At 71.0% G+C, this 23,698-nt stretch carries 21 protein-coding genes; 16 read left to right on the plus strand and 5 right to left on the minus strand.

Features of this window, described 5'->3' with window-relative positions:
• The first annotated feature begins 65 nt into the window (after window positions 1-65).
• Both FB391_RS01060 and FB391_RS01065 read left to right on the plus strand, forming a co-directional pair.
• Window positions 66-2,090: a beta-galactosidase gene (locus tag FB391_RS01060; protein ID WP_246093307.1), complete on the plus strand. Its 2,025-nt coding sequence runs from the start codon at window positions 66-68 to the stop codon at window positions 2,088-2,090.
• 16 nt (window positions 2,091-2,106) lie between these two features.
• Window positions 2,107-2,781 carry a DUF624 domain-containing protein gene (locus FB391_RS01065; protein WP_185842879.1) on the plus strand — a complete coding sequence of 225 codons (675 nt, stop codon included), beginning with the start codon at window positions 2,107-2,109 and terminating at the stop codon, window positions 2,779-2,781.
• Here FB391_RS01065 and FB391_RS01070 read toward each other — a convergent pair.
• Both FB391_RS01070 and manD read right to left on the minus strand, forming a co-directional pair.
• Complete coding sequence (locus tag FB391_RS01070; RefSeq protein WP_141892460.1) at window positions 2,775-4,724, minus strand: alpha-glucuronidase; 1,950 nt, start codon at window positions 4,722-4,724, stop codon at window positions 2,775-2,777. The genes FB391_RS01065 and FB391_RS01070 overlap by 7 nt on opposite strands.
• 5 nt (window positions 4,725-4,729) lie before the next feature.
• The gene (manD, locus tag FB391_RS01075) at window positions 4,730-5,965 is read right to left on the minus strand and encodes a D-mannonate dehydratase ManD (protein ID WP_141892461.1); all 1,236 of its coding nucleotides are present in this window, start codon (window positions 5,963-5,965) and stop codon (window positions 4,730-4,732) included.
• Between the two features lie 77 nt (window positions 5,966-6,042).
• On the opposite strand from manD, the gene FB391_RS01080 reads away from it, so the two are divergent.
• The 6 genes from FB391_RS01080 to FB391_RS01105 all read left to right on the plus strand — a co-directional run bounded on the left by FB391_RS01080 (window position 6,043) and on the right by FB391_RS01105 (window position 11,889).
• On the plus strand, window positions 6,043-7,047 hold the full coding sequence (locus FB391_RS01080; protein WP_425462929.1) for a LacI family DNA-binding transcriptional regulator: 1,005 nt from the start codon (window positions 6,043-6,045) through the stop codon (window positions 7,045-7,047).
• Window positions 7,048-7,165: 118 nt separating this feature from the next.
• Entirely contained in the window at window positions 7,166-8,353 is a 1,188-nt protein-coding gene (gene xylA / locus FB391_RS01085; protein ID WP_141892463.1) for a xylose isomerase, read from the plus strand.
• Between the two features lie 105 nt (window positions 8,354-8,458).
• On the plus strand, window positions 8,459-9,763 hold the full coding sequence (gene xylB / locus FB391_RS01090; RefSeq protein ID WP_141892464.1) for a xylulokinase: 1,305 nt from the start codon (window positions 8,459-8,461) through the stop codon (window positions 9,761-9,763).
• A gap of 55 nt (window positions 9,764-9,818) precedes the next feature.
• Window positions 9,819-10,145 (plus strand): hypothetical protein, encoded by a 327-nt coding sequence (locus FB391_RS01095; protein WP_246093308.1) that lies wholly within the window; start codon window positions 9,819-9,821, stop codon window positions 10,143-10,145.
• 57 nt (window positions 10,146-10,202) lie between these two features.
• Entirely contained in the window at window positions 10,203-11,039 is an 837-nt protein-coding gene (locus FB391_RS01100; RefSeq protein WP_141892465.1) for a transposase, read from the plus strand.
• A 58-nt stretch (window positions 11,040-11,097) separates the two neighbouring features.
• Window positions 11,098-11,889, plus strand: coding sequence for a GTP pyrophosphokinase (locus FB391_RS01105; RefSeq protein ID WP_141892466.1), 792 nt, complete (start codon window positions 11,098-11,100; stop codon window positions 11,887-11,889).
• Between the two features lie 13 nt (window positions 11,890-11,902).
• Here FB391_RS01105 and FB391_RS01110 read toward each other — a convergent pair whose 3' ends face one another.
• Both FB391_RS01110 and FB391_RS01115 read right to left on the minus strand, forming a co-directional pair.
• Window positions 11,903-12,874: an IS481 family transposase gene (locus tag FB391_RS01110; RefSeq protein WP_141892304.1), complete on the minus strand. Its 972-nt coding sequence runs from the start codon at window positions 12,872-12,874 to the stop codon at window positions 11,903-11,905.
• Between the two features lie 127 nt (window positions 12,875-13,001).
• Complete coding sequence (locus FB391_RS01115; RefSeq protein WP_141892467.1) at window positions 13,002-13,592, minus strand: TetR/AcrR family transcriptional regulator; 591 nt, start codon at window positions 13,590-13,592, stop codon at window positions 13,002-13,004.
• 74 nt (window positions 13,593-13,666) lie between these two features.
• Here FB391_RS01115 and FB391_RS01120 point away from each other — a divergent pair, with 74 nt between their 5' ends.
• The 4 genes from FB391_RS01120 to FB391_RS01135 all read left to right on the plus strand — a co-directional run bounded on the left by FB391_RS01120 (window position 13,667) and on the right by FB391_RS01135 (window position 17,393).
• Window positions 13,667-14,794: an ABC transporter permease gene (locus FB391_RS01120; RefSeq protein ID WP_141892468.1), complete on the plus strand. Its 1,128-nt coding sequence runs from the start codon at window positions 13,667-13,669 to the stop codon at window positions 14,792-14,794.
• A gap of 53 nt (window positions 14,795-14,847) precedes the next feature.
• Window positions 14,848-16,050, plus strand: a complete 1,203-nt coding sequence (locus FB391_RS01125) for a cation:proton antiporter (protein WP_141892469.1) — start codon at window positions 14,848-14,850, stop codon at window positions 16,048-16,050.
• Window positions 16,047-16,523: a glutaminase gene (locus FB391_RS01130; protein WP_141892470.1), complete on the plus strand. Its 477-nt coding sequence runs from the start codon at window positions 16,047-16,049 to the stop codon at window positions 16,521-16,523. The genes FB391_RS01125 and FB391_RS01130 overlap by 4 nt, the downstream gene beginning before the upstream one ends.
• A 69-nt stretch (window positions 16,524-16,592) precedes the next feature.
• Window positions 16,593-17,393, plus strand: a complete 801-nt coding sequence (locus tag FB391_RS01135; protein ID WP_141892471.1) for a TspO/MBR family protein — start codon at window positions 16,593-16,595, stop codon at window positions 17,391-17,393.
• A 1-nt stretch (window position 17,394) separates the two neighbouring features.
• Here the strand turns inward: FB391_RS01135 and FB391_RS01140 are convergent, their stop codons facing one another.
• Window positions 17,395-18,138: a glutamine amidotransferase-related protein gene (locus FB391_RS01140; protein ID WP_141892472.1), complete on the minus strand. Its 744-nt coding sequence runs from the start codon at window positions 18,136-18,138 to the stop codon at window positions 17,395-17,397.
• Window positions 18,139-18,262: 124 nt separating this feature from the next.
• On the opposite strand from FB391_RS01140, the gene FB391_RS01145 reads away from it, so the two are divergent.
• The 4 genes from FB391_RS01145 (at window position 18,263) to FB391_RS01160 (ending at window position 23,682) form a co-directional block, all read left to right on the plus strand.
• Window positions 18,263-18,880, plus strand: a complete 618-nt coding sequence (locus FB391_RS01145) for an RNA polymerase sigma factor (protein WP_141892473.1) — start codon at window positions 18,263-18,265, stop codon at window positions 18,878-18,880.
• Window positions 18,870-19,337: a hypothetical protein gene (locus tag FB391_RS01150; RefSeq protein WP_185842881.1), complete on the plus strand. Its 468-nt coding sequence runs from the start codon at window positions 18,870-18,872 to the stop codon at window positions 19,335-19,337. Before FB391_RS01145 ends, FB391_RS01150 begins: the two co-directional genes overlap by 11 nt.
• 71 nt (window positions 19,338-19,408) lie before the next feature.
• Entirely contained in the window at window positions 19,409-21,082 is a 1,674-nt protein-coding gene (locus FB391_RS01155) for a S8 family peptidase (RefSeq protein WP_141892475.1), read from the plus strand.
• 98 nt (window positions 21,083-21,180) lie between these two features.
• Window positions 21,181-23,682 carry a CHAT domain-containing protein gene (locus FB391_RS01160; protein ID WP_141892476.1) on the plus strand — a complete coding sequence of 834 codons (2,502 nt, stop codon included), beginning with the start codon at window positions 21,181-21,183 and terminating at the stop codon, window positions 23,680-23,682.
• The last annotated feature ends 16 nt before the right edge of the window (window positions 23,683-23,698 follow it).

A 23,698-nucleotide genomic window follows, 5' to 3' on the forward strand; every position in this document is an offset into this window, starting at 1 on the left:
CGCGACCGCGGGCTCCCCGGAGCGCCGTGGTCGTGGCATCCACCTCTCTGGAGACTCTTCGCATCGTGACCCTTCCCGCACTGTCCAAGATCCCTTACGGCGGCGACTACAACCCCGAGCAGTGGGGCGAGGAGGTGTGGGAGGCGGACTACCGCGCGTTCGACCTCGCGCACATCGACCTCGTCACCGTGGGGGTGTTCTCGTGGGCGCTCACCCAGCCCGACGAGGACACCTACGACCTCTCGACGCTGGAACGGATCATCGACCGTGCGCACGCGGAGGGCCGCAAGGTGTGCCTCGCGACCGGCACGGGGGCGGTCCCGCCGTGGCTCGCCCACCGGCATCCGGACGTGTGCCGCACCGACTTCGAGGGCCGGCGGCACATGTACGGCGGGCGGCACAACGCGTGCGCGTCGTCGCCGACGTACCGGCGGATGTCGGCCGCGGTCGCGGGACGCATCGCCGAGCGATTCGGCGATCATCCCGCCGTCGTCGCATGGCATGTCAACAACGAGTACGGCGGACAGTGCTACTGCGACCTGTGCGCGGGCGAGTTCCGGGTGTGGCTGCGCGAGCGCTACGCCACGCTCGACCGCCTGAACGACGCCTGGAATGCGGACTTCTGGTCGCACCGGTTCACGGACTGGGATCAGGTCGTGCCGCCGAACATGCTGTCTGAGCACTGGCGCGGACCGAACCACACCGCGTTCCAAGGCATCACGCTCGACTACCTGCGGTTCAACAGCGACAACCTGCTGCGGTCCTTCCGGGACGAGAAGCAGGCGATCCGGCAGTTCTCGACGCTTCCGGTGACGACGAACATGATGGGCATCTACCGCCACCTCGACTACCACCGGTGGGCGCCGCACCTCGACTTCGCCTCGTGGGACAACTATCCGACGGACGGCTCGCCGGTCTCGCGCATGGCGCTCTCGCACGGCCTCATGCGGGGGCTCAAGGACGGTCAGCCCTTCTGGCTCATGGAGCAGACGCCGACCATGACCGCAACCCGCGATTTCAACCCCGTCAAGCGGCCCGGCGTGATGCGGCTGTGGTCGTGGCAGGCCGTCGCGCATGGCGCGGACTCCGTGCTGTTCTTCCAGTTGCGTCAGAGCCGGGGCGCGTCCGAGAAGTACCACGGCGCCGTGCTCAACCACGCGGGCCGCACCGACACCCGTGCGTTCGGCGAGGTCGCGGCGCTCGGCGCCGAGCTGGAGCGGGTGGGCGATCGGCTGCTGGGCGGCCGGACGCCGGCGCGCGTCGCGCTGCTGTTCGACTGGGACTCATGGTGGGCGCTGGAGATGACCGACGGTCACAGTCGCGCGGTCGGCTACGAGCAGCAGCTCGTGGCGTACCACGAGGCTCTGTGGCAGGCGGGTGCCCTCGTCGATGTGGTGCCCGCGACCGCGGACCTCGCGGACTATGACGTCGTGATCGCGCCACTGCTGCACATGGTGAAGGGCTCGATCGCCGAGCGGCTCGAAGACGTCGCCCGCCGCGGCGGCACCGTGGTGACCACGGTCATGTCGGGGCTGGTGGACGAGGACGACAATGCCTTCCTCGCCGACGTGCCCGGGCCGCTCGGCGCGCTGTGCGGCATCCGCGTCGACGAGACCGACTCGCTGCCGCCCACCGTGGCGAACACGATCGCGCTCGGCATGCCGGGCGAGGATCCGGTGCACGTCGACGCGCGGCACGTCTTCGACCTCGTGATCCCGCAGGGCGCGACCACCGTCGGCGTCTACGGCCGCGAGTTCTACGCCGGAACGGCGGCCGTGACGCGCCACGCGTTCGGCGAGGGCTCCGCCTGGTACGTCGGCACCGTGCTCGATCAGGCCGGCGTCGACTGGGTCGTGCGCCGCGTCCTGGCCGAGCACGACCTGCTCGGCCCATTCGCAGATGTGCCCGATCTCGAGCACACCGCCCGCGTCGTCGACGGTCGCAGGTACGAGTTCGTGCTGAACCACGGTGCGAGCGACGTGGAGGTGCCGTCGCCCTTCGCGGGGACGGACGTCCTCACCGGCCGGGAGCTCACGTCCGGCGACCCGCTGCGGCTGGCGGTCGCCGGTGTCGTGGTGATCGAGGTGTGAGGGCAGGATGGACACGATGAACGAGTCGACGCCCCGCCGCACGGGAGCCCTGGGGCGGGTGACCGGCGCGATCTACTGGTTCGTGCTGGTGGAACTGTGCTTCCTGCTGGCGGCCTCGCCGGGACTCGTCGGCATCCTTCTGCTGGAGCGGGACGCGAGCAACCTGCCGCTGTACGCGCTGTGCCTCGTGCCGCTCGGCCCGGCGTTCTCGGCGGCGATGTCGGCGATCGCGGCGCGCTCCGACGAGCTCTCGGTGTGGCCCCGATTCTGGCGCTCATACGCGCGCAACGTCGTCGACGTGCTCTGGGTGTGGGTGCCCGCGCTCGTCGCCGCGACGGTGCTGGGCACGACGGTCGCGTTCGCGGGCTCCGCCGGGATCCAGACGTTCTTCGTCGTCGTGGCGGTCGTCCTCCTGGTCGTGCTGGCGGTGTGGGCGTCGCACGCCCTCGTCATCGCGTCGTTCTTCTCGTTCCGCGCACGCGATGTCGCGCGCCTCGCGCTGTACTACGTGGCGGCACGACCGCTCGTGAGCCTCGGCGCCCTGTCGTACCTCGTGCTCGCCGCGGCTCTCGTCGCGTTCACCTCGGACTGGGTGCTCGCCCTGACGGCGGTGTTCTTCGCCGCCGTCGCCGTGGTGAATGCCCGTCCCCTGGACCGCGACCTGCGCGCCCGGTTCGTGAGCGCTCAGTAGATCGTGCGGCCGCGCTCGTCGGCGATGCCCGACGTGCGCCAGAAGTACGTGTTGACCTGATCGCGCCACTCGGTCGCCGAGCGCACCTGTTCGGCGAACCGCTCGGCCGCCGGCATCCACACGTCGTCGTCGACGCGCCCGCGCAAGGCGTCCCATTCCGCGGCCATCCCGGCCGCTCGCGCGGCCCCCGCGAAGTGGGTGTCGTAGATGTGCTGGATCACCGTGCGCCCGCTGTGCAGACGGTGCGTGTACGGCACATGGTGGAAGAACAGCAGCACCTCGTCGGGGACCGTGTCGACCGACTCGAACCGGGACGCCCACGGCTCGGGGTACTGCCCGGCGTAGCCCGTCCCGGTCGCGACGGTGCGGTCCACGCCGATCCCGTCGCGGTCGGCGAAGTGGTACGTGCCCCACGGCGAATACTCGTACCCGTCGACCGCGGGGCCGTAATGCGAGCCCGGCGTCACCATGAACCCCACGCCGAGCGGTGCGGTGTACGACTCGTAGGTGCGCCATGAGTCGTCGAGGATCGCGTGGATGCCGGCGGCCACGGCGGCGTCGTCGCCGAAGGTCAGCGCGATCCACTCGTCGAGCAGGGCCGACGGGTCGAGCGTCGGATCCCACGCCAGGCGTCCGTAGCCGTACAGGTTCGCCTGCGCCAGCGGATGCCCCGTCCAGAACCCGTCGTCGCCGACGTTCGCCACCGCCGCGATGCCGCCCCGCACCAGCTCGGCCAGCGCCGGGCGGTCTTCGCCGAACGGGCGGAAGCCGAGGATCTCGCTCCACTGCGGCGCGAGGTAGACGGCGTGGCGCTGCTGGCCGGTGTACTCCTGCGTGACCTGCAGCTCCAGCGCCACGTTCGTCTGTGCCATCGCGGGGATGACGGGCGACAACGGCTCGCGGGTCTGGAAGTCGAGCGGGCCGTACTTGACCTGCAGTACGACGTTGTCGTCGAACCGCCCGTCCAGCGGCACGAACGTGTCGTACGCGGCGCGGGCGCGATCGGTCGACCGATCGCGCCAGTCCTGCCGGTGGTTGTAGACGAAGGCGCGCCAGCGCACCACGGCGCCGTGTGGCGCGAGCGCCCGCGCGAGCATGTTCGCGCCGTCGGCGTGGTCGCGTCCGTACGCGTGCGGTCCGGGCTGACCCTCGGAGTCGGCCTTCACGAGGTACCCGCCGAAGTCGGGGATGCGGGTGCACACGCGGGTCGTGGCATCCGCCCACCACTGCGCGACCCGGCCGTCGAGCGGATCAGACGTGTCGAGGTCGCCGAGGTTCAGCGGCGCGGCGAAGTCGATCGAGAGATGCACCCGGATGCCCCATGGCCGGAACACCGCCGCGAGCCGCTCGACCGTGCCGAGATCGTCGGACAGCAGCCGTGCCTCGCGGCGGCCCACATTGACGTTGTTGACCGTCACCGCGTTGATGCCGATCGACGCGAGCAGGCGGGCGTACCGCTCCACGCGCGACAGGTCGTCGCGCAGTGCGCCGTCGGCGTAGAAGATCGAGCCGCCGGAGTACCCGCGCTCGACCTGGCCCATCACGGGGTGCACGGCGATGTTGTCCCAGTGGTCGAGCACGCGCAGTCGCTGCGCCGGTTCGAACCGGGCAGGCGCGTCGTGCCGCACGCCCCGCGCGAGGTCGCGGAGCACCTGGAACCACCCGTACAGCGCGCCGTGGGCCCCGCCGTACGAGACCGTCGTACGCTCCCCGGCGGACGAGAGCTCGAACCCCTCGGGCCCCAGTCCGGCGGCCGCGTCGGCGGGGACGACGGTCAGGCCACCGGCAGGAATCGGGTCGTCCACGAGGACCGCACCGGCCCGCTCGGCCTCACGGCGCACGGTGTCGAGCAGCGGCTCGTCACCGGCGGCGACGTGCACGGGCAGCCCCGTCAGGAACGACAGGGCGCGGTCAGGCAGCCACATCGGGTGCTCGAAGGTCATGGGGTTCACCAATCGTGGATCGTGCCGTCGAGCAGGCGTGCGACGGGGAGGTAGGCGGGCTCGTAGGCGAAGCGGGCGGCGGCGTCGTCGTCGTACTCGACGCCGAGGCCCGGGGCGTCACCGGGGTGCATCGCTCCCGCCTCGAAGCGGTAGGACGTGCGGAACACCTCGCCGGCGAGCGGCGCGTGCGCCATGTGTTCCTGGATGCCGAAGTTGTGGATCGCGAGGTCGAGATGCAGCGCGGCCGCCATGCCGACGGGGGAGATGTCGGTCGGTCCGTGGCTGCCCGAACGCACCTGGTACAGCGCCGCGAACTCGAAGATGCGCTTGAGGTGCGTGATCCCGCCCGTGTGCGTGACGGACGCCCGCACGTAGTCGATGAGCTGCTCCTGGATCAGCGGGCGGAAGTCCCACACGCTGTTGAGCACCTCTCCGATCGCAAGCGGAGTGGTCGTGTGCCGGCGGACGAGGCGCAGCGCCTCGGGGTTGTCGACAGGGGTGACGTCTTCGAGCCAGAACAGGTCAAACGGCTCGAGGCTCTTGCCCAGTCGCGCCGCCTCGATCGGCGTGAGCCGGTGATGCGCGTCGTGCAGCAGCATCACCTCGGGCCCGAACTCGGCGCGCGCCCACTCGAACACGCTCGGCAGATGCGAGAGGTAGCGGCGCGTGTCCCAGCCGTGTTCGACCGTGAGTCCCGCGCGCTGGGCAGGCTCGTACATGTACCGGCCGCCGTTGGCGCGCCCGGACGAGATGCCGTAGCCGCCTTCCATGCCGGGGATCGCGATCTGCAGGCGGATAGCCCGGTACCCTTCTGCGAGGCGTGCGCGCACCGAGTCGCCGAGGTCGTCGAGGTCCGCCCCGGACGCGTGCGCGTACACCAGGGCGCTCTCGCGCGCGGCACCGCCCAGCAGCTGGTAGACGGGCATTCCGGCGAGCTTGCCCTTGATGTCCCACAGGGCGACGTCCACCGCGGCGATCGCGGTCATCGTGACGGGGCCACGGCGCCAGTACGCCGACCGGTACAGGAACTGCCACGTGTCTTCGATACGCTGCGCATCGGTGCCGATGAGCAGCGGGGCGACGTGGTCGCGCAGATACGAGGCGACCGCGAGCTCGCGGCCGTTGAGGGTCGCGTCGCCGAGCCCGGTCACGCCGTCCTCGGTCGTGATGCGCAGCGTGACGAAGTTGCGGGAGGGGCTCGCGATGAGCACCTCCACCGATCGGATGGGGGATGCCGTCATGCCGGGCTCTCCGTGTCGTCGTTGACCGATGTAAACGTTATTACCCTAGTATTCACCAGGGGAGATGGGGGTCCACGATGGTGACCGTGCATGATGTGGCAGCGCGCTCGGGGGTGTCGATCGCGACCGTGTCGCGGACGCTCCGTGAGCCGCACCGGGTCTCGGAAGACACGCGTGTGCGCGTGCTCGCGGCCGTCGACGAACTCGGGTACCGCCCCAACCGCGCCGCGCGCAGCCTGCGCCAGGGGCGCACCGGCATCATCGCGCTCATCGTGCCCGACATCGAGAACCCGTACTTCGCCTCGATGACCAAGGGTGCGCAGGTGATGTGCCGCGCCCGCGGCTACGGTCTCGTGGTCGTCGACACCACCGAGCGCGCCGACATCGAGGACGAAGAGGTGCGCGCCCTGCGGTCCCAGACGGACGGGCTGATCCTCGCGTCGTCGCGTCTGCCCGACGAACGACTCGCAGAGATCGCGGATGCCACGCCCTGCGTGCTCGTCAACCGCCGGCTCACGGGGGCCGCGGCGGCCACGCCGTCCGTCACCATCGACGAGGAGGCGGCGGCGCGCGCCGCCGTCGACCACCTCTACGGTCTCGGGCACCGCCGCCTGGCCTACGTCGGCGGACCCGAGCGCTCGTGGTCGCAGGCGCGGCGGTCGGCGGCGATGGCCGGGGCGGCCCGATCCCTCCCCGGACTGGAGGTCGTGCAGCTCGCGGGCTGCGTCCCCACCTCGGACGGCGGCCGCGCGGTCGCGCGGGAGGTGCTCGCCACGGGCGCGACCGCGGTCGTCGCCTACAACGACCTCATCGCGCTGGGGCTGCTGGCGCAGTGGACCGAGACCGGCGTGCGCGTTCCCGGCGACGTCAGCCTCGTCGGGTTCGACGACACGTACGTCACCGGACTTGTCACCCCGCCGCTGACGAGCGTCGGCGTCGATCTGCGCGAGCTCGGCGACGCTGCGGTCGAGCTGCTGATCGACGCGATCGACGGGCCCGCTGCGGGGGGAGAGGGCGGTACCCGCTCGATCGTGCCGCGGCTCGCCGTGCGCGCTTCGACCGCGGCGCCCGGCGTCGGGTGAGTCGGGGGAAGCGATGCACGCACCGCGGCTGGACGCGGCATCCCATCTGGTATAGGTTGTCGTCAGCAACATTTACCACCCGCCGCACGACCGCGGCTGCCCGCCGCAAAGGAGCGTCATGCCCACCCCCACCCGCGCCGACAAGTTCTCGTTCGGACTCTGGACGATCGGCTACAACGGCACCGATCCCTTCGGCGGCCCGACCCGTCCCGCCCTCGACGTCGTGCACGCCGTCGAGAAGCTCGCCGAGCTCGGCGCCTACGGTCTGACCTTCCACGACGACGACCTGTTCGCCTTCGGCTCGACCGACGCCGAGCGCCAGAAGCAGATCGATCGCCTCAAGGGCGCGCTGGCCGACACCGGCCTCATCGTGCCGATGGTCACCACCAACCTGTTCTCGGCCCCCGTCTTCAAGGACGGCGGCTTCACGTCCAACGATCGCGACGTGCGCCGTTTCGCCCTGCGCAAGGTCCTCCGCCAGCTCGACCTCGGTGCCGAGCTCGGCGCCAAGACGTTCGTCATGTGGGGTGGCCGCGAGGGCGCCGAGTACGACTCGGCCAAGGACATCCGTGCGGCGCTCGAGCGCTACCGCGAGGCCGTCAACCTGCTCGGCGACTACGTCGTCGACAAGGGCTACGACATCCGCTTCGCGATCGAGCCCAAGCCCAACGAGCCCCGCGGCGACATCCTGCTGCCGACGCTCGGCCACGCGATCGCGTTCATCGACTCGCTCGAGCGCCCCGAGCTGGTGGGCCTGAACCCCGAGGTCGGGCACGAGCAGATGGCGGGCCTCAACTTCGCGGCGGGCATCGCTCAGGCGCTGTACCACGGCAAGCTCTTCCACATCGACCTCAACGGCCAGCGCGGCATCAAGTACGACCAGGACCTCGTGTTCGGCCACGGCGACCTGCACAACGCGTTCGCGCTCGTCGACCTGCTCGAGAACGGCGGCCCCGGCGGCGTGCCGGCGTACGACGGCCCGCGCCACTTCGACTACAAGCCCTCGCGCACCGAGGACGAGACCGGCGTGTGGGACTCCGCCGCCGCCAACATGCGCACGTACCTGCTGCTCAAGGAGCGCGCCGGGGCCTTCCGCGCCGACCCCGAGGTGCAGGAGGCGCTCGCCGCCGCCCGCGTTCCCGAGCTGTCGGTGCCCACGCTGAACGAGGGCGAGACGATCGAGGACCTCCGCGCCGACCGCTCGGCGTTCGAGGACTTCGACGCCGACGCGTACCTCGGCGGCAAGGGCTTCGGCTTCGTCCGCCTGCAGCAGCTGGCCACCGAGCACCTGCTCGGCGCACGCTGAGCCGTCCGCGCCGACACCAACCCCCGTTGACTTGCCCCATATGTACGCGACACGCCGGGCGTGTCGTACATATGGGGCAAGTCACACTCTGAGCCAGGAGAACCAGTGAGCCTCGTCATGGGCGTCGACTCGTCGACGCAGTCGTGCAAGGTCGTGATCGTGGATGCCGCGAGCGGCCGTATCGTCCGGCAGGGGCGTGCCTCGCACCCTGACGGCACGGTCGTCGATCCCGAGGCGTGGTGGACCGCGCTGCAGTCGGCGATCGCGGATGCCGGAGGCCTGAACGACGTACGGGCCTGGGCGATCGGCGGGCAGCAGCACGGCATGGTGGCGCTGGACGCCGACGGCCGGGTCGTGCGCGATGCGCTGCTGTGGAACGACACCCGCTCGGCGGGGGCGGCCGCCGACCTGATCGCAGAGTTCGGCGCCGAGGAGCTCGCGCGGCGCACGGGGCTCGTGCCGGTGGCATCCTTCACCATCACCAAGCTGCGCTGGCTGCGCGATGCCGAGCCCGGCAACGCCGCTCGCGTGGCCGCCGTCGCGCTGCCGCACGACTGGCTCACGTGGCGCCTGCGCGGCTTCGGCCCGGCGGGCGAGTCGCCGCGGGGTCCCGTGCTCGACGAGCTCATCACGGACCGATCGGATGCCTCGGGCACCGGCTACTGGAACCCCGCCGACGGCTCGTACGACCGTGAGCTGCTGACCGCCGCCCTCGGCCACGACGCCGTGCTGCCGCGCGTGCTCGGGCCCGAGGAGTGGGTCGCCGACGCCGACGGCCGACGTGTCGGCGGCGGCGCGGGCGACAATGCCGGTGCGGCCCTCGGGCTCGGCGCCGGACCGGGCGACGTCGTCGTCTCGATCGGCACGTCCGGCACCGTCTTCGCGGTGAGCGAGCAGCGCACCATCGACGCCTCGGGCACGGTCGCGGGCTTCGCGGACTGCACCGGCAGGTTCCTGCCGCTCGTCGCGACCCTCAACGCCGCGCGCGTGCTCGACGCGATCGCGCGGGTGCTCGGGGTCGATCACACCGAGCTGTCGCGCCTCGCGCTCGCCGCCGAACCCGGCGCGGGCGGACTCGCGCTGGTGCCGTACTTCGAGGGCGAGCGCACCCCGAACCTCCCCGATGCGACGGCGTCGCTGACGGGCATGACGCTCGCCTCGACGACCCGCGAGAACCTCGCGCGCGCCGCCGTCGAAGGCATGCTCTCGGGTCTCGCCGCCGGGCTGGAGGCGCTGCGCGGGCTGGGCGTCCCGCTCGAACGGGCGCTCCTCATCGGCGGCGGCGCCCAGTCCGAAGCCGTGCGCCGGGTCGCACCCCTCGTGCTGGGTCTGCCCGTCGAGGTGCCCGAACCGGGGGAGTACGTGGCGCTCGGCGCCGCGCGACAGGCGGCGGAGGTCCTCTCGGCCTGACGCGCTCCGGGCGTCGGGGATGTATCGCGGGGCCGGTCCCGCGCATCTTCTGTGTATGGATGCTGCGATGCTCGCCGGGACGGTCTCGACCGTGCTGTTCGCCGCGGCCAATCTGCCGATGCTCGTGAAGGCGGTCCGGTCTCATGACCTCCGCTCGTACAGCGGGAGCGCCCTGGTCATGGGCAACGTCGGCAACCTCGTGTACACGGTGTACGTCGTGAGCCTGCCGTTCGGGCCGATCTGGGTGCTGCACGCGTTCTACCTCGTCACCATGGCGCTGATGCTGGTGCTCTACGCCGCATCGGCGCGTGCGCGGCGTATCACCCGCACCGGAGGGTCGCGTCGTCCCGGCCCGCTGACCCCCGGGACTCCGCGGAAGTGAGTCCCGCCGCTCGCGATTCTGCTGAGCCTGAGACACGGATCAGGAGAGAATGCGGGTATGGAGGCCGACGCCGAACTCGACGAGATCGCGGTCGAGCTGTACGCCCTGGCGCCCGCGGAGTTCACGGCGGCGCGCAATGCGCGGGCGGCGGCATCCGATCCGGCGCTCGCGAAGCGGGTGAAGGCGCTGCGCAAGCCGACCGTCGCGGCGTGGGCGGTCAATCTGCTCGCGCGCGACGGGCAGCTGGCCGACGCGGTGGAGCTGTCGTCGGCGCTGCGCGAGGCGCAGGAGGATCTCGACGCGGCCGAGCTGTCGCGCCTGGGCGCTCAGCGCCGCCAGCTGGTCGCGGCGCTCGCGAAGCAGGCGGTCGGGCTCGCCTCCGATGCGGGGGTGACCCTCAGCCCCGCCGCCCGCGAGGACGCCGAGAAGACTATCAACGCCGCAGTGATGGATGCCGCAGCCGCCGCCGCGGTGCTCACGGCGCGCCTCGTCTCGACGCTCGAAGCGGGCGACATCGACCCCGCCACGCTGGCGGACGCGGTCGGCGGGACGCTGCCGGGCGCGATCGAGCCCGCGCCGCGCGACGACCTGGCTGACCGCCGCGCGCGCAAGGCCGCGGAGAAGGCGGCGCGCGAGGCGGAGCGCCTCGCGAACGAGGCCGAGCGCGAGCTCGCACGCGTCGATGCCCGGCGTGCCAAGACGCAGGAGCGACTGGATCACCTGCGTGAGCGCATCGACGACCTGCGCCGCGATCTCGCCGCCGTCGAGGCCGACGCCGCATCGGTCGAAGAGAAGCTCGACGCCGTCGAGGCGGAGCGGAAGGATGCCGCCTCCCGGGCCCGAGCGGCCGCGCAGGAGTCGGAGCGAGCCGCGCGCGTCCTCGACGAGCTCTGACCGGACCGCATCCACACTTCACAGGACTCTCGTAGGCGCCCTCCCTACGGTGGAGAGCATGGCGACTCCTGCTCCGCTGGTGCCCGCGACGACGGCCGATGAGGGGGAGATCACCGTCTCGGCCGCCGAACTGCGAGAGCTCCGCGACGAGCTGCAGCGGTTCATGATGGAGTACCGCTTCGGGCTGCAGGAGGTCGAGACGAAGATCGGCATCCTGCGCGACGAGTTCCTGCTCACGCACGACTACAACCCGATCGAGCACGTGTCGAGCCGCGTCAAGTCGCCGGACAGCCTCGTCGAAAAGGTCCAGCGCAAGGGCATCGACGGCGACTTCGACTCCATCCGCCGCAACATCACCGACATCGCCGGAATCCGCGTCACCTGCAGCTTCACGGCCGACGTCTACCGGCTGTTCGACCTGCTGACCGCGCAGGACGACGTGCGCGTCCTGCAGGTGAAGGACTACATCGCGGCGCCGAAGAGCAACGGCTACAAGAGCCTGCACGCGATCCTCGAGGTGCCGGTGTTCCTCTCCACGGGACGCATCGAGGTGCCCGTCGAGGTGCAGTTCCGCACCATCGCGATGGACTTCTGGGCGAGCCTGGAGCACAAGATCTACTACAAGTACGCCACTCGCGTGCCTGATGAGCTGCTGGAGAGCCTCAAGGACGCCGCCGACACCGCAGCCGAACTCGATGCCCGCATGGAGCGTCTGCACCGTCAGATTCGTGCTGGCGGCGCCGCCCCGGCCACACCGACGTCGGCGGTGACGGTCCGCGAGATCACGACATCTGGGGATGCGGATGCCGCCGCCCCCGGCCACGACGACCCCGAGGTGCGCGCGGTCTAGCTGTACCCGGCAGTCAGGTTGGTGACACCCTGCTGAGCGGGGTGCCGCCGATGGCTGAGTGGTATCGCTGAGTGTTGTACTGCTCGATCCAGGGCGCAAGGGCGGCCGCGCGTTGGTCGTTCGAGGTGAAGACCTGCCGGTAGGCCCATTCGGTCTGCAGGGTGCGGTTGAGTCGTTCGACCTTGCCGTTCTGCCACGGACAGTGCGGGCGGATGAGGACATGTTTGGCGCCCAGCGAGGTGAGCACATCGCGGACGTCGGTGGAGAGCCGGTAGCTGAAGTGGTTGTCGGTCATCACCCGCTCGATGCGAGCGATGCCGTGGTCGCGGAAGTAGGCGGCGGCCCGTGCGAGGAACGCGGCGCAGGTGGCGCCCTTCTCGTCCGGGTGGATCTCGGAGTACGCCAGTCGGGAGTGATCGTCGACGAGCGAGTGGACGTAGTCGAACCCGATCCGCGCTTTCTTGTGCGCGGCGGTGTCGCCGGCTGATCTGCCGTGCGCCCGCCAACCGCCGCCGTCGGGGATGCGGCCCAGCTTCTTCACGTCCATGTGGACCAGCTCGCCCGCTCGGGCGCGTTCGTAGCGGACGGCGGTGGTCTTCGACGCCCGGATGACGGCCCCGGTCAGCGGGTCGCACTCGACCAGACGTGGCACGTGATGTCGGCGCAAGATCGCGGTGACAGTGCGTGCGGGGACACCGGTCACCATGGCGAGGCGGTCGGGGCCTTGCCGCAGCTGACGGCGCACCGCGACCACCCGCAGTTCTACCTCCAGTGGTGTTCGTCGCGGCATGGAATGCGGACGCGAGGAGCGGTCGCTGAGACCGGCGACACCCTCAGCCCGGAACCGGTTGACCCAGCGGTGCGCGCATTGACGCGACACTCCGAGCTCTTTGGCGACGTGAGCGACTGGGCGATGCTGCATCAGCACCCGCTCGACGAGCAGAACTCTGCCCCGGACATTGAGCCGGGCATTAGCGTGAGACACGAGACCTCCTGGCAGCGAAGAACTAGACAGCTCCACTAAGCCAGGAGGTCTCCTCACCCCACAAGAACGTCACCAACGTCCCAGCCGGGTACATCTAGCGCGCTGCGAGTGCGCCCGCTGCCGCGCGTCAGCGCTCCAGCGCGTGGACGATGTTCGCGAGGTACTCGTCGACGGTCCGGGGGCCGAACACCGCGGTGTTCGCGATGTAGCCCTGCGCCAGTGAGGCGACGGTGCGTGCGGTGCTCCCGGCGAGTGCCGCGACCTGGTCGGCGGAGGCTGCCTGCGCGCGTGCCCACGGGGTGAGCGCCGCGCCGAGGGCGCGCATCAGATGGCCGGCGGTCTCGGTCAGCTGCGCGCCCATCTCGGGATCGCCGAGTGACTCGCCCCAGAACTGCACGACGAGCGCCGGCGACAGCCCGGTGTCGGAGATCGTCGTCAGCATCCGCCGGAGCACCTCGACCGGTGGCAGGGCCACGCCCCGCGCCGCGCCGGCTTCGAGCTCGTCGATGCGCGGGAACAGGAACCTCCCGACGATGTAGCGCGCGAGTTCGGCCTTGTTGGTGAAGTGCGAGTAGATCGCCCCCGTGGACAGGCCGGACTCGACGACGATGTCGGCGATGGACGTCTCGCGCACGCCTTTTCGCTCGAGCACTCGGACGGCGGCCCGCGCGATCTCGTCACGGCGGGCCTCTCGATACTCCTTCGACACGCGAGGCATGAAAAAAGAATAGCGGTTCTGTTATGCTCGACGCCGAGTAAACAGAACGCCGATTCTTTTTAGGAGCAGGTGCGATGAGCATGCGTCGCGATGACACGCCGGACTCCGGCATCCACCCGACCAGATGGGGTGTCGCCGCCCTGTTCGGTCTGATCGGCTCGGTCCTCGTCGCCATCGTCGTGATGGCGTTCGTGTGGCCCGCCGCCACGTCGCAGGCTCAGAACCTGCCCGTCGGGATCGATGGCTCCGAGGCTGCCGTCGGCGCCGTGGAAGACAAGCTTGCCGAGCAGGATCCGGCGCCGTTCGACCTGTCGGCCGTCGACGACCGCGACGACGCCGTACAGCGGATCCAGTCGCGCGAGCTGTACGGTGCGATCCTCCTGGGCGACGAGCCCGAGGTGCTGATCGCGACCGCCGCGAGCCCCGTCGCCGCGCAGGCGCTGCGCGGGGTCGCCACGCAGCTGCAGTCGCAGATCGATACGGCGGCCAAGACGGCACTCACCGATCAGCTCACGGCGATCGTCGGCGCGCTGAAGACCGGGCAGATGCCGCAGCTTCCGCAGGCGGCCACCGAGGGTGCGGCGCCCGAGATCCCGACCGTCACGGTCACCGACCTCGTTCCGCTCGCCGACGGCGACAGGACAGGTGCAGGGCTGGCGGCATCCGTCTTCCCGATGGTGCTCGGTGGCATGCTCGGCGGCATCCTGCTGACCCTGCTCGTGCAGGGCGTCGTGCGGCGGCTCGTCGGGCTGCTCGTGTTCGGCATCGCCGCGGGCGCCCTCATCGCGCTCGTGATGCAGACGTGGTTCGGCATCCTGGCCGGGGACTGGCTGCTGAACGCCGCCGTGCTGGGACTCGGAGTGACGGCGACGTCTGCCCTGATCGTCGGGCTCGCGGCACTGATGGGCCCTCCCGGCATCGGCGTCGGTGCCGTCATCACCATGTTCATCGCCAACCCGATCGCCGGAGCCGCGACGCCGCCGCAGTTCCTTCCCGAGCCGTGGGGAGAGGTCGGTCAGTTCTTCGTGCCGGGCGCATCGGCCAATCTGCTGCGGTCGGTGATGTACTTCCCCGACGCCCCCACCGCGATGCAGTGGACCGTCCTCGGGTGCTGGCTCGTCGGCGGGGTGGTCCTGGCCCTCGTCGGCCACTACCGCAACCGCGCCGAGCTGACCCCGCCGCCGCGTCAGCTCGAGGCCTGACCCGCACCGCGAGCGCGGGGCGCGGCAAGGACGGGCGTCGCTAGTCTGTTCGCGTGGAAGACGTGCACCCGCTCACTCTGCTGATCATCCCGCTGCTGGCCGTGCTCGCGCCTCTGCTGGCGCGCGGACTCGGCCGCTGGGTGCGCATCCCGGTGGTGGTGTTCGAGCTCGTGCTCGGCATCCTCGTCGGACCGGCCGTGCTGGGATGGGCCGTCCCCCACGCGTTCGTCGACACGCTGTCGGAGTTCGGCCTGGCGATGCTGTTCTTCGTCGCGGGCACCGAGATCCAGTTCTCGTCGTTCCGCGGCCGGCTGGGCAAGCGCGCGTCGCTCGGGTGGCTCATCAGCCTCGTCGTCGGCATCGCGGCCGGCTTCCTGCTCGCACCGGGTGAGGCGGCGATCGTGATCGGCGTGGCGCTGTGCTCCACGGCGCTGGGCACCCTGCTGCCCATCCTGCGGGATGCCGGCGAGCTGCGCAGCCCGTTCGGCCAGGCTGTCGCCGCGGTGGGCGCGGTGGGCGAGTTCGGTCCGCTGATCGCGATCTCGGTCTTCCTCGGCGGCCGGCAGCCGGGGCTGTCGACGATCGTCCTCGCAGTGTTCGCGGTCGTCGCCGGGCTCGCGATCTGGCTCGCCTACCGGCTGCCGCAGGGGGCGATGCACGAATTCGTCAGCTCGACCCTGCACACCTCGGGGCAGTTCGCGGTCCGTGTCGTGTTCCTCATCCTCTGCGCGCTCGTCGTGCTCAGCATCGTGCTCGACCTCGACATGCTGCTCGGCGCGTTCACGGCCGGGATCATCTGGCGGCTCATCATGCGCGACGCGTCCGAAGCCGATCGCGGGGCCGTCGAGAGCAAGATCGAGGGCGTCGCCTTCGGGTTCCTGGTGCCGATCTTCTTCATCTACACCGGGATCACGTTCGACCTGAAGTCGCTCATCGAGCAGCCGGTCCTGTTCCTGCTGGTCCCGGTGGTCCTCGTGGTGCTGCTGCTGGTGCGCGGTCTGCCGTCGATGCTCGCCGCCCCCGAGGGGTCGTCACGACGCGACCGGTTCTCGCTCGCGCTGCTCGGTGCGACGGGCCTGCCGATCATCGTGGCCGTCACGGCGATCGGCGTCGACGAGGGCATCCTCACGACGACGCAGCAGACCGTGCTGGTGGCAGGCGGCATGCTGTCGGTGCTGCTGTTCCCGCTCATCGGCATGTCCATCCGCGGCGAGAAGGTCACCGCATCGAAGACCCTCCAGGACGACATGGCGTGAGCGTTCCCGAGCTGCTCGACGACGCCCGCGCCCGCCTCGCCGAGGCCGGCGCCCCCCGTGAGGCGCTCGGCGAGCTCGTCGCGCCGCGGCGGATCCTCGGGCTCGCCCGCGCCCCGCGCATCGAACGCCGCGGGTCGGCGTGGCACCTCGGTGCTCTGCTCCTCACCGATGACGCGGTCCTCGCGACCGGTGAGATCGTGCGGGCGCGACAGGAGGCGCGGCGCGGGTACACCGCCGAATCGCAGCGGCAGCGCTCCGAGCTGGCGGCGGCGGCGCGCCGCGGCGGGTTCGCCGAGGGCGAGACGGTGCACCTCGGGTGGCGCGTGCTTCAGCCCGACGCGCCGGACGCGCCGCTCGCGCTGCAGGACGGCATCCCGAGCATCCGCTGGAGCGCCGCCGGCGGCCTGATGCCGCTCGACGCGTACCTCGCCGAGCGGGTATCGCTGCTGATCGATCCGCCCGCGGGCACATAGGCATATCGGGCGCCGGAGGCCCTGTCAACATGGTCGCTGCCCGGTGGTGGGCCGAATACCGTGATCGGCATGACCGCAAAGGACCTCACACGACAGATCCTGGTGATCGCGGCTTTCTGCTTCATGATCGTCGCCGCGATGGTCGGCACCGGCCTCTTCGGCGGCACCTCGGTGCAGGACCTGCAGGGCGGCGCGCTCGACGCCGACAGCTCTTATCTCGCTCCCGCACGGCCGGCGTTCATGATCTGGACGGCGATCTACGTCGGGCTGCTCGCCTACACCGTCTGGCAGGCGCTGCCCCGCCAGCGGGCGAGCGAACGGCAGCGCGTGCTCGGCTGGCTCATCGCGGGCACGATGGTGCTGAACGGCCTGTGGCTGGTCGTCGCCCAGTTCGGGTCGCTCGCGCTCACGGTCCTGGCGATCATCGTGCTGCTGGCGATGCTCGGCGTCACCTTCCACCGCACGGTCGTCGAGCCCGCCGACGGATGGGCCGACCGCCTGCTCGTCGACGGGGTCACCGGGCTGCACCTCGGCTGGGTGACGCTCGCCACCGTCGCGAACGTCACCGCATGGCTCACCACGATCGGCTCGCCGGACTGGGAGGCGGCAGCGGACCTGTGGGGCGTCGTGGTGCTGGTCGCCGTCGCCGTCATCGGGCTCGGCATCGAGGCTGCCAGCGGCTGGCGCATCGCACCTGCCCTCGCGCTGGCCTGGGGACTCACGTGGCTCGCCGTCGCTCGCCTCACCGGTGAGCCGTCCAGCACGGCGATCGGGATCACGGCGATCGTGGTCGCCGTGGTGATCCTCGGAGCGGCCGTGGTGGGCACCGCGCTGCGCATGTCGGCGGAGGTCCGCAACGCCGGTCAGTGAATCAGGCGCGCGTGAAGCGCGTCGCGAAGGCGCGCAGCAGCCGGGCGGGTTCCGTGATGGATGCCGCCAGCACGCGCCCCGCGATGGCGTCGTAGTCGCTGGACTCGAAGTAGCCGTCGTCGCGGTACACGGCCATCCGCTCCGTGAAGGCCTTCGCGGTCGGCTCCGGGTGGAACTGCGTCGCGTACAGCCGATCGCCGACGCGGTAGGCCTGGACGCGGCAGGCGGTGTTCGTGGCCAGCAGCACCGCGCCGGGAGGGAGGGCCTCGGTGCCCTCCTTGTGCGCGGTGAGCGCCGTGAACCGGTTCGCGAGTCCCCCGAACAGCGGGTCGGACGCGGCATCGGGCGTCAGATCGATGCCGACGGGCCCGGTGTCTTCGGGGAACGCGCGGCTGACGGTGCCGCCGAGGGTGCCCGTCGCGATGCCGATGCCGTAGCAGGTGAACAGGGCGGCCGGCCCGTCGCCCGGTGCGGCACGCTCGGCGATGCGGGCGAGGTCCGCTTCGAGGCGACGCTGCGCCTCGGTCTTGGTGGATTCGGGGTCTGCGACGTTGAAGGGACTGCCGCCGATCACGAAGCCGGCGTAACGCTCGAACGCGTCGTCGGGCAGGCTCTCGCGCACGAGATCGTGCCGGTCGAGCGCCCCCTCGTCGAGGTGCATCGCCGTGCGGAACGACTCGTACTCCGCGGCGGCTGCGCCCACCTGCGGGCGCACGCACACATAGAGGAATGCGGCGGACGTCATCCCTGGATTCTAGGTGGCCGGGCCGCCGCGCGGGGAGGGTTGCGGCATCCACCGAAATCCTCGAGCCGGGATGTATCAAAGTCCCTCTATCGCGCTCGGGCATGGTGTGGACAGAATTGGCGCTATGACGCAGCCGGGCGCCGAAGCCTCCGTCGACTCCGTGGAGCCGGCGCGCTGGGAGCGCGCGGCTGCGCTGTTCGTGCGCTGGCGCGAGGGCGACAGCCGCGCGATGGATGAGCTCGTCCGTCTCATGACCCCGCCGCTGTGGCACGTCGTGAGGGCGTACGGGCTCGATCATGCGCTCGCGCAGGACGTCGTGCAGACGACGTGGCTGACCCTCGTGCGCCGTCACGAGACCATCAACGACCCGCTCGCGGTGTCGGGGTGGCTCACGATGTGCGCGCGCCGCGAGGCCTGGCGGGTCGGCAAGCAGCATCGGCGCGCCGATGCGACGGAGGCCGAGTCGCTCGAACCGCACCTTCCGGTCCACGAATCCGCCGAGCAGACCGCGGCGCACGACGACGAGACCCGTCGTCTGTGGGACGCGGTCGCGACGCTCAACGACCGATGCCAGCGCCTGCTGCGGATCGTCGCGTTCGAGGACCGTCCCGACTACGCCCGCATCGCCGAGGACCTCGCGATGCCCGTTGGGTCCATCGGACCGACACGCCAGCGCTGCCTCGCAAAGCTCCGCGCCGTACTCGAGGGCGACGGATGGAGAGGTGATCACGATGGAGACTGAGGACTTCGCGGCCGACGCCGCGCTCTTCGCACGCATGCGCCGCATGTGGGAGGACGTCGATCCGATGCCCGCGGACCTCGTCGACCGCATGGTCGCCGCCGTCGCGGTCGAGGATCTGTCACGCGAGTACGCCCTGCTGACGCTCGTCGAGGGGACGCTGGCCGCCGTGCGCGGCGAAGCCGACACCGCGACGCTGCAGTTCAGCGACGGCACGACGAGCGTGCTCGTGCACGTGACCGCCACCGAGGGCGGTGGTCGTCGCGTGGACGGATGGGTGGATGCCGCAGCTCTCGCGATCCGGCTGATCCAGGCCGACCGCGAATGGGCGGCAGACCCCGGCGAACACGGACGGTTCGCTTTCGACGAGGTGACGCCAGGGGTGGCGCGACTTCGTCTGGTCGTGCGCGACGCCGACGGCGCGCTGCGCGACTTCCAGACCCCGCAGTTCGAGGTCTGAGATCGACGGATGCCTTTTGGGAGGCATCTGCTCCCGCATGCGAAGTGCCGAGTCATTCACGAAGGGGAACCATGCCTGACTCATCGAACAGCCCGTCTCGTCCGCGTCTGACCTGGAGGCAGCGTGAGGCCCGCGAGATCCGGGGGGCGATCCTCGACCCGGGGCTCGTTCCCGCGGGCGAGGCCTTCGCCACCGTCTACGAGCCCGATGTGCTGCTGATGTCGCCGTGGGCCAGGGTGGAGGGTGCGAAGTCCTCGACCCAGCGCGGCCTGGGTTCGGCGGACCCCCGCGCGGCGGCGCTCGAGGAACTGCAGGGTGTCGCGACGAAGCTGGGGTGGACGCTGGCAGGCGAGGATCTCGAAGACCCCGAGCGTGGCCCGGAGCGATCCGCGAGCCGGGGCGCCTCGCGTTCTGCGGCACCCGCACCAGCACGGCGGCGAGAGGGCGTCGCCCAGACGCGCCGGGTCCGGATCGAGGTCGCACCTGATGCCCGCCCTGACGCGCCTCAAGTGCCGCCGGACGCCTGGCGTCTGCTCGTCGAGGCGAAGAAGACCGGAGTCAGGGGCTTCGGGCTGAACCATCTGCTCACCATCGACGAACTCGGCTCGAACCCGTTCAAGGGCAACCCTTTCAAAGGCAATCCCTTCAAAGGGAACCCGTTCAAGGGCAACCCGTTCAAGGGGAACCCCGCGGGCATGGAGGGGTACGCGTACCCGGGATACGGCGGACGGCAGCCGGTCGCGTTCGTGGGACCCGACCTTCCGGTGCCGTCGCACCCGCTGGACGAGCGCCCGGTCGTCGCCATCCTCGACACAGGGTGCGGTCACCATCCCTGGCTGAACGATGCGGTGATCGCCGATGTCGCGACGGTCTACGGCGGTGAGATCGGCGTCGTCGATCCGTTGACCGATCCGGATGCGCACCCTTCTTCGGGGTCGCCACTCGATGGCGTGGTCGACAGTGCTGCCGGGCATGGGACGTTCATCGCCGGCATCGTCCTGCAGGTGTGTCCCGAGGCGCGGATCCTTCCGGTCCGCGTCGCCGACGGCGAAGGCGTGATCCGCGAGAGCGACCTGATCGGCGCGCTCGGCCGCATCGTCGCGATCGTCGAGGAGGGCAAGCACCGCATCGATGTCGTGAACCTGTCCTTCAGCTACTACCACGAGTCCCCGGAGCAGGAGTCGGTCGACAGCGAGCTCTACGACCTGCTCCGCAGGCTGCGCGCGGCCGGCACCGTGGTGGTGTGCTCGGCCGGGAACGATGCGACCGACCGCCCCGCATCGCCGGCGTCGCTGCACCACTGGGACGGCGACGACTGCGGCATCGGTGACGAGGGGGACATCGCGCCCCTGGTGACCGTCGGAGCGCTCAACCCGTCCCTCACGTCGGTCGCGCTGTTCTCGAACGTCGGCAGCTGGGTGAAGACCTATGTCCGTGGGGTGTCGGTGCTGTCGACCGTCCCGACGAGCTTCCAGGGCGGCATCCAGCCCGATCTCTCGAGCAACGAGTACGGTCGACGCCGCAACACGCTCGACATCGACGACTTCGGCTCAGGCTTCGCGGTGTGGAGCGGCACCTCGTTCGCCGCGCCCCTGGTCGCCGGTCGCATCGCCGCGAAGCTCGTCGGACCGCGACCGGGCGGCGCCGCGACGACGGGGACGAATCCCACTGTGACGGCCGCGTCGGCAGCGGCCGCCGCGGTCTCCGCGGATGCCGACGCGAAGGACGCCTCCGTCATCGTGTGACCGCTGCCCACAGGCCCGCGCTCATCGAGCGCGGGCCCGTGGGCAGCGCGACCTGGCGGGGAATCGACACCCGTGCGTGTTCGCGCCATGCTGTGAGGATGACGCTCACCGCCGCCGAGCTGTACCGCCGCGGTCGGGCGCATCTGAACGCGGGGAGGAACGCCGCGGCGCGGCGTGATCTGGCCCGAGCCGGCGCACGCACGGACGACACGGACCTGCGCGCGCGGATCGCGGGCTCGATGGCGGCGGTGGTGATCCGGCAGGGCGACCCGTCGAAGGCCGAGCTCATCTGCCAGGAGGCTCTTGCCTACCCGGGTCTCTCCGCGCACACTTCCGCGATGCTCCACGGACAACTGGGGCTCCTGGCATTGGAACGCGGATCGCTCGACGAAGCCGTGAGCTGGCTCGACAAGGCCATCGACGGAATCGGCGACGAAGCCGAGCATCGTGCGCCGATGCTGCTCAATCGCAGCCTCGCCCACACGCAGGCCGGCAGATTCGGCGCGGCGCGTGCGGACCTCGAACGTGCCGTCCCGGACTACGAAGCCACGGGGAACGACGTCGAGCGGGCGATGGCCGTCCACAACACCGGCTACGTCTCACTCCTCGAAGGCGACCTGATCTCCGCACTCGCGACGATGGCCGCAGCGCGTGACGCGCTTGCCACGGCTTCCGCGGTGAACGCGGCGATCTGCGATCTCGATCGTGCCGAGGTGCTGCGCGACGCAGGTCTGGTCGATGAGGCAGAGGGCACGCTCCTTCGGGTCTCGCAGACGTTCGGCGCCCATCGGATGCCGCAGGCCCGTGCGGAAGCCGAGTTTCAGCTGGCGCGCACGCTCCTCGCGAGCCGGCGCCCTGCCGAGGCCGAAAGGGTCGCCGCGGCCGCTGCGCGACGGTTCCGCAGGGTGCACGCGGAATGGTGGGCGGTGCGGGCTGACGGTGTCCGCGTCCGTGCGGCATTGCTGGCGGCTCGACCGCCCGATCGTCGGCCGGGGCGGGCGGTCGACGAGCGTCGTCCGGTGCGCGAGGCCGCGAGCGTCGCATCCGAAGCGGCGCGGGTGATCGCTGAGCTGCGAACGTACGGGCTCGAAGCCGAAGCCGAGGCGGCCGATCTCACCGTCGAGCTGTGGCGAGCGGAGTCCGGCGACGCACCGGATCGTGCCGGCGCCCGGGCTGTGCGGGTGCGCTCCAACGCCCCGATCCAGCTGACCCTGCTCACCAGACAGGTGCAGGTCGCCCGGGCCCTCGCGCGCGGCCGCGAGGGCGTGGCGCGCGCGCGTGCCGGCGCGGGACTGGATGCCCTCAGCGATTGGCAGTCGTCGTTCGGAAGCCTCGACTTCGCGTCATCGCTGGCTCTCTACGGCGACGGGCTCATCTTCGCCGGGCTGCGCTCGGCGGCGCGGTCGATGGACCCGGTGGCGGTCTTCGAGTGGTCGGAACGGGCGCGGTTCCTGAGCCAGCAGGTGGTGCCTCTGCGACCGCCGCCCGATCCGGACTTCGCCGCAGACCTCGCCGAGCTGCGGGCGCTGCGGTTGAACGGCACGGACTGGTTCGAGTCGGACCGAGCCCGCGAACTGGGGCAGCGCCTGCGGCAGCGGCAATGGTCGGGGGCGGGCGCCGCGGGCAAGCGCGAGCGGGCCTCGCTGGAGGAGCTGCAGGACAGGATCGACGACGACACCGCGTCGGTGTCGTTCGTGTTCGACGGTGCCGGTGCGGTGGCGGTCGCCGCGACCCGCGATCGCGCCCGCGTGGTGCGCATCGATGCGTGGCCCCAGGTGCGCGCCGCCGTCGCGGCGCTGCGCGCGGACGTCGATGTGAGCGCCGCGGTGCGGACGGGGCCGATGGCCGCGCTCGTGCAGCGTTCGCTGCACGAGCGCGTCGCCGTGCTGTCGGCGGCGCTGATGGACCCGGTCCGCGACGTGATCGAGGACCGCCGGCTGGTGCTGACCGTCCCGGGGATCCTCGACGGCGTGCCGTGGGCTCTGCTCCCGGCGCTGCAGGGGCGCGCGTTCGCGGTCGCCACCTCCGCGTCGCAATGGCTTGCCTCACGTGATCGCACTCCGCTGCAGCGCGCCGCGTTCGCCGCAGGCCCTCGCGTGGCCCGAGCGGACGAAGAGGTCGCGCAGGCGGCATCCGCCTGGCGCGACGCAGTGATCCTGAACGACGAGCGGGCGTCCGTGGCTGCGGTGACCGCAGCTGCCGAGCAGGCGGATCTGCTGCACGTCGCCGCACACGGTCGCCACTCGCATGAGCATCCGCTGTTCTCGGGCCTGGAGCTCGCTGACGGGACCTTGTTCGGCTACGACATCGACCTCATCGAGAACGTGCCCGACACGGTGATCCTCTCGGCCTGTGAGGTCGGCCGCTCGTCGGTGCGCTGGGGCGAGGAGGCCATCGGCATGACGCGCGTGTGGCTGCACGCCGGCGCCCGCTGCGTCGTCGCCGCGCCGGTGGTCGTCGCCGACGATGACGCGTGCGAGCTGCTCGCGGCGATGCACGAGGGGCTGGCCGACGGCATCCCGCCCTCCGTCGCGCTCGCGGAGGCGTCGACGAGGACGGGCATCGTCGCGCCGTTCCAGGTGCACGGCGCGGGCTTCTGAGAATCGCGGAGGATTC

The sequence above is a fragment of the Microbacterium kyungheense genome (assembly GCF_006783905.1).
Taxonomy (GTDB): domain Bacteria; phylum Actinomycetota; class Actinomycetes; order Actinomycetales; family Microbacteriaceae; genus Microbacterium; species Microbacterium kyungheense.

Excerpts from the sequence above, each read along its gene's own strand:
- FB391_RS01100 (WP_141892465.1), top strand. The coding sequence starts at position 10,203 with ATGGAGGCCGACGCCGAACTCGACGAGATCGCGGTCGAGCTGTACGCC.
- FB391_RS01120 (WP_141892468.1), top strand. The coding sequence starts at position 13,667 with ATGAGCATGCGTCGCGATGACACGCCGGACTCCGGCATCCACCCGACC.
- FB391_RS01080 (WP_425462929.1), top strand. The coding sequence starts at position 6,043 with ATGGTGACCGTGCATGATGTGGCAGCGCGCTCGGGGGTGTCGATCGCG.
- xylA (WP_141892463.1), top strand. The coding sequence starts at position 7,166 with ATGCCCACCCCCACCCGCGCCGACAAGTTCTCGTTCGGACTCTGGACG.
- FB391_RS01160 (WP_141892476.1), top strand. The coding sequence starts at position 21,181 with ATGACGCTCACCGCCGCCGAGCTGTACCGCCGCGGTCGGGCGCATCTG.
- FB391_RS01095 (WP_246093308.1), top strand. The coding sequence starts at position 9,819 with ATGGATGCTGCGATGCTCGCCGGGACGGTCTCGACCGTGCTGTTCGCC.
- FB391_RS01115 (WP_141892467.1), bottom strand. The coding sequence starts at position 13,592 with ATGCCTCGCGTGTCGAAGGAGTATCGAGAGGCCCGCCGTGACGAGATC.
- manD (WP_141892461.1), bottom strand. The coding sequence starts at position 5,965 with ATGACGGCATCCCCCATCCGATCGGTGGAGGTGCTCATCGCGAGCCCC.
- FB391_RS01145 (WP_141892473.1), top strand. The coding sequence starts at position 18,263 with ATGACGCAGCCGGGCGCCGAAGCCTCCGTCGACTCCGTGGAGCCGGCG.
- FB391_RS01155 (WP_141892475.1), top strand. The coding sequence starts at position 19,409 with ATGCCTGACTCATCGAACAGCCCGTCTCGTCCGCGTCTGACCTGGAGG.
- FB391_RS01150 (WP_185842881.1), top strand. The coding sequence starts at position 18,870 with ATGGAGACTGAGGACTTCGCGGCCGACGCCGCGCTCTTCGCACGCATG.
- FB391_RS01105 (WP_141892466.1), top strand. The coding sequence starts at position 11,098 with ATGGCGACTCCTGCTCCGCTGGTGCCCGCGACGACGGCCGATGAGGGG.
- FB391_RS01140 (WP_141892472.1), bottom strand. The coding sequence starts at position 18,138 with ATGACGTCCGCCGCATTCCTCTATGTGTGCGTGCGCCCGCAGGTGGGC.
- FB391_RS01065 (WP_185842879.1), top strand. The coding sequence starts at position 2,107 with ATGAACGAGTCGACGCCCCGCCGCACGGGAGCCCTGGGGCGGGTGACC.
- FB391_RS01135 (WP_141892471.1), top strand. The coding sequence starts at position 16,593 with ATGACCGCAAAGGACCTCACACGACAGATCCTGGTGATCGCGGCTTTC.
- FB391_RS01070 (WP_141892460.1), bottom strand. The coding sequence starts at position 4,724 with ATGACCTTCGAGCACCCGATGTGGCTGCCTGACCGCGCCCTGTCGTTC.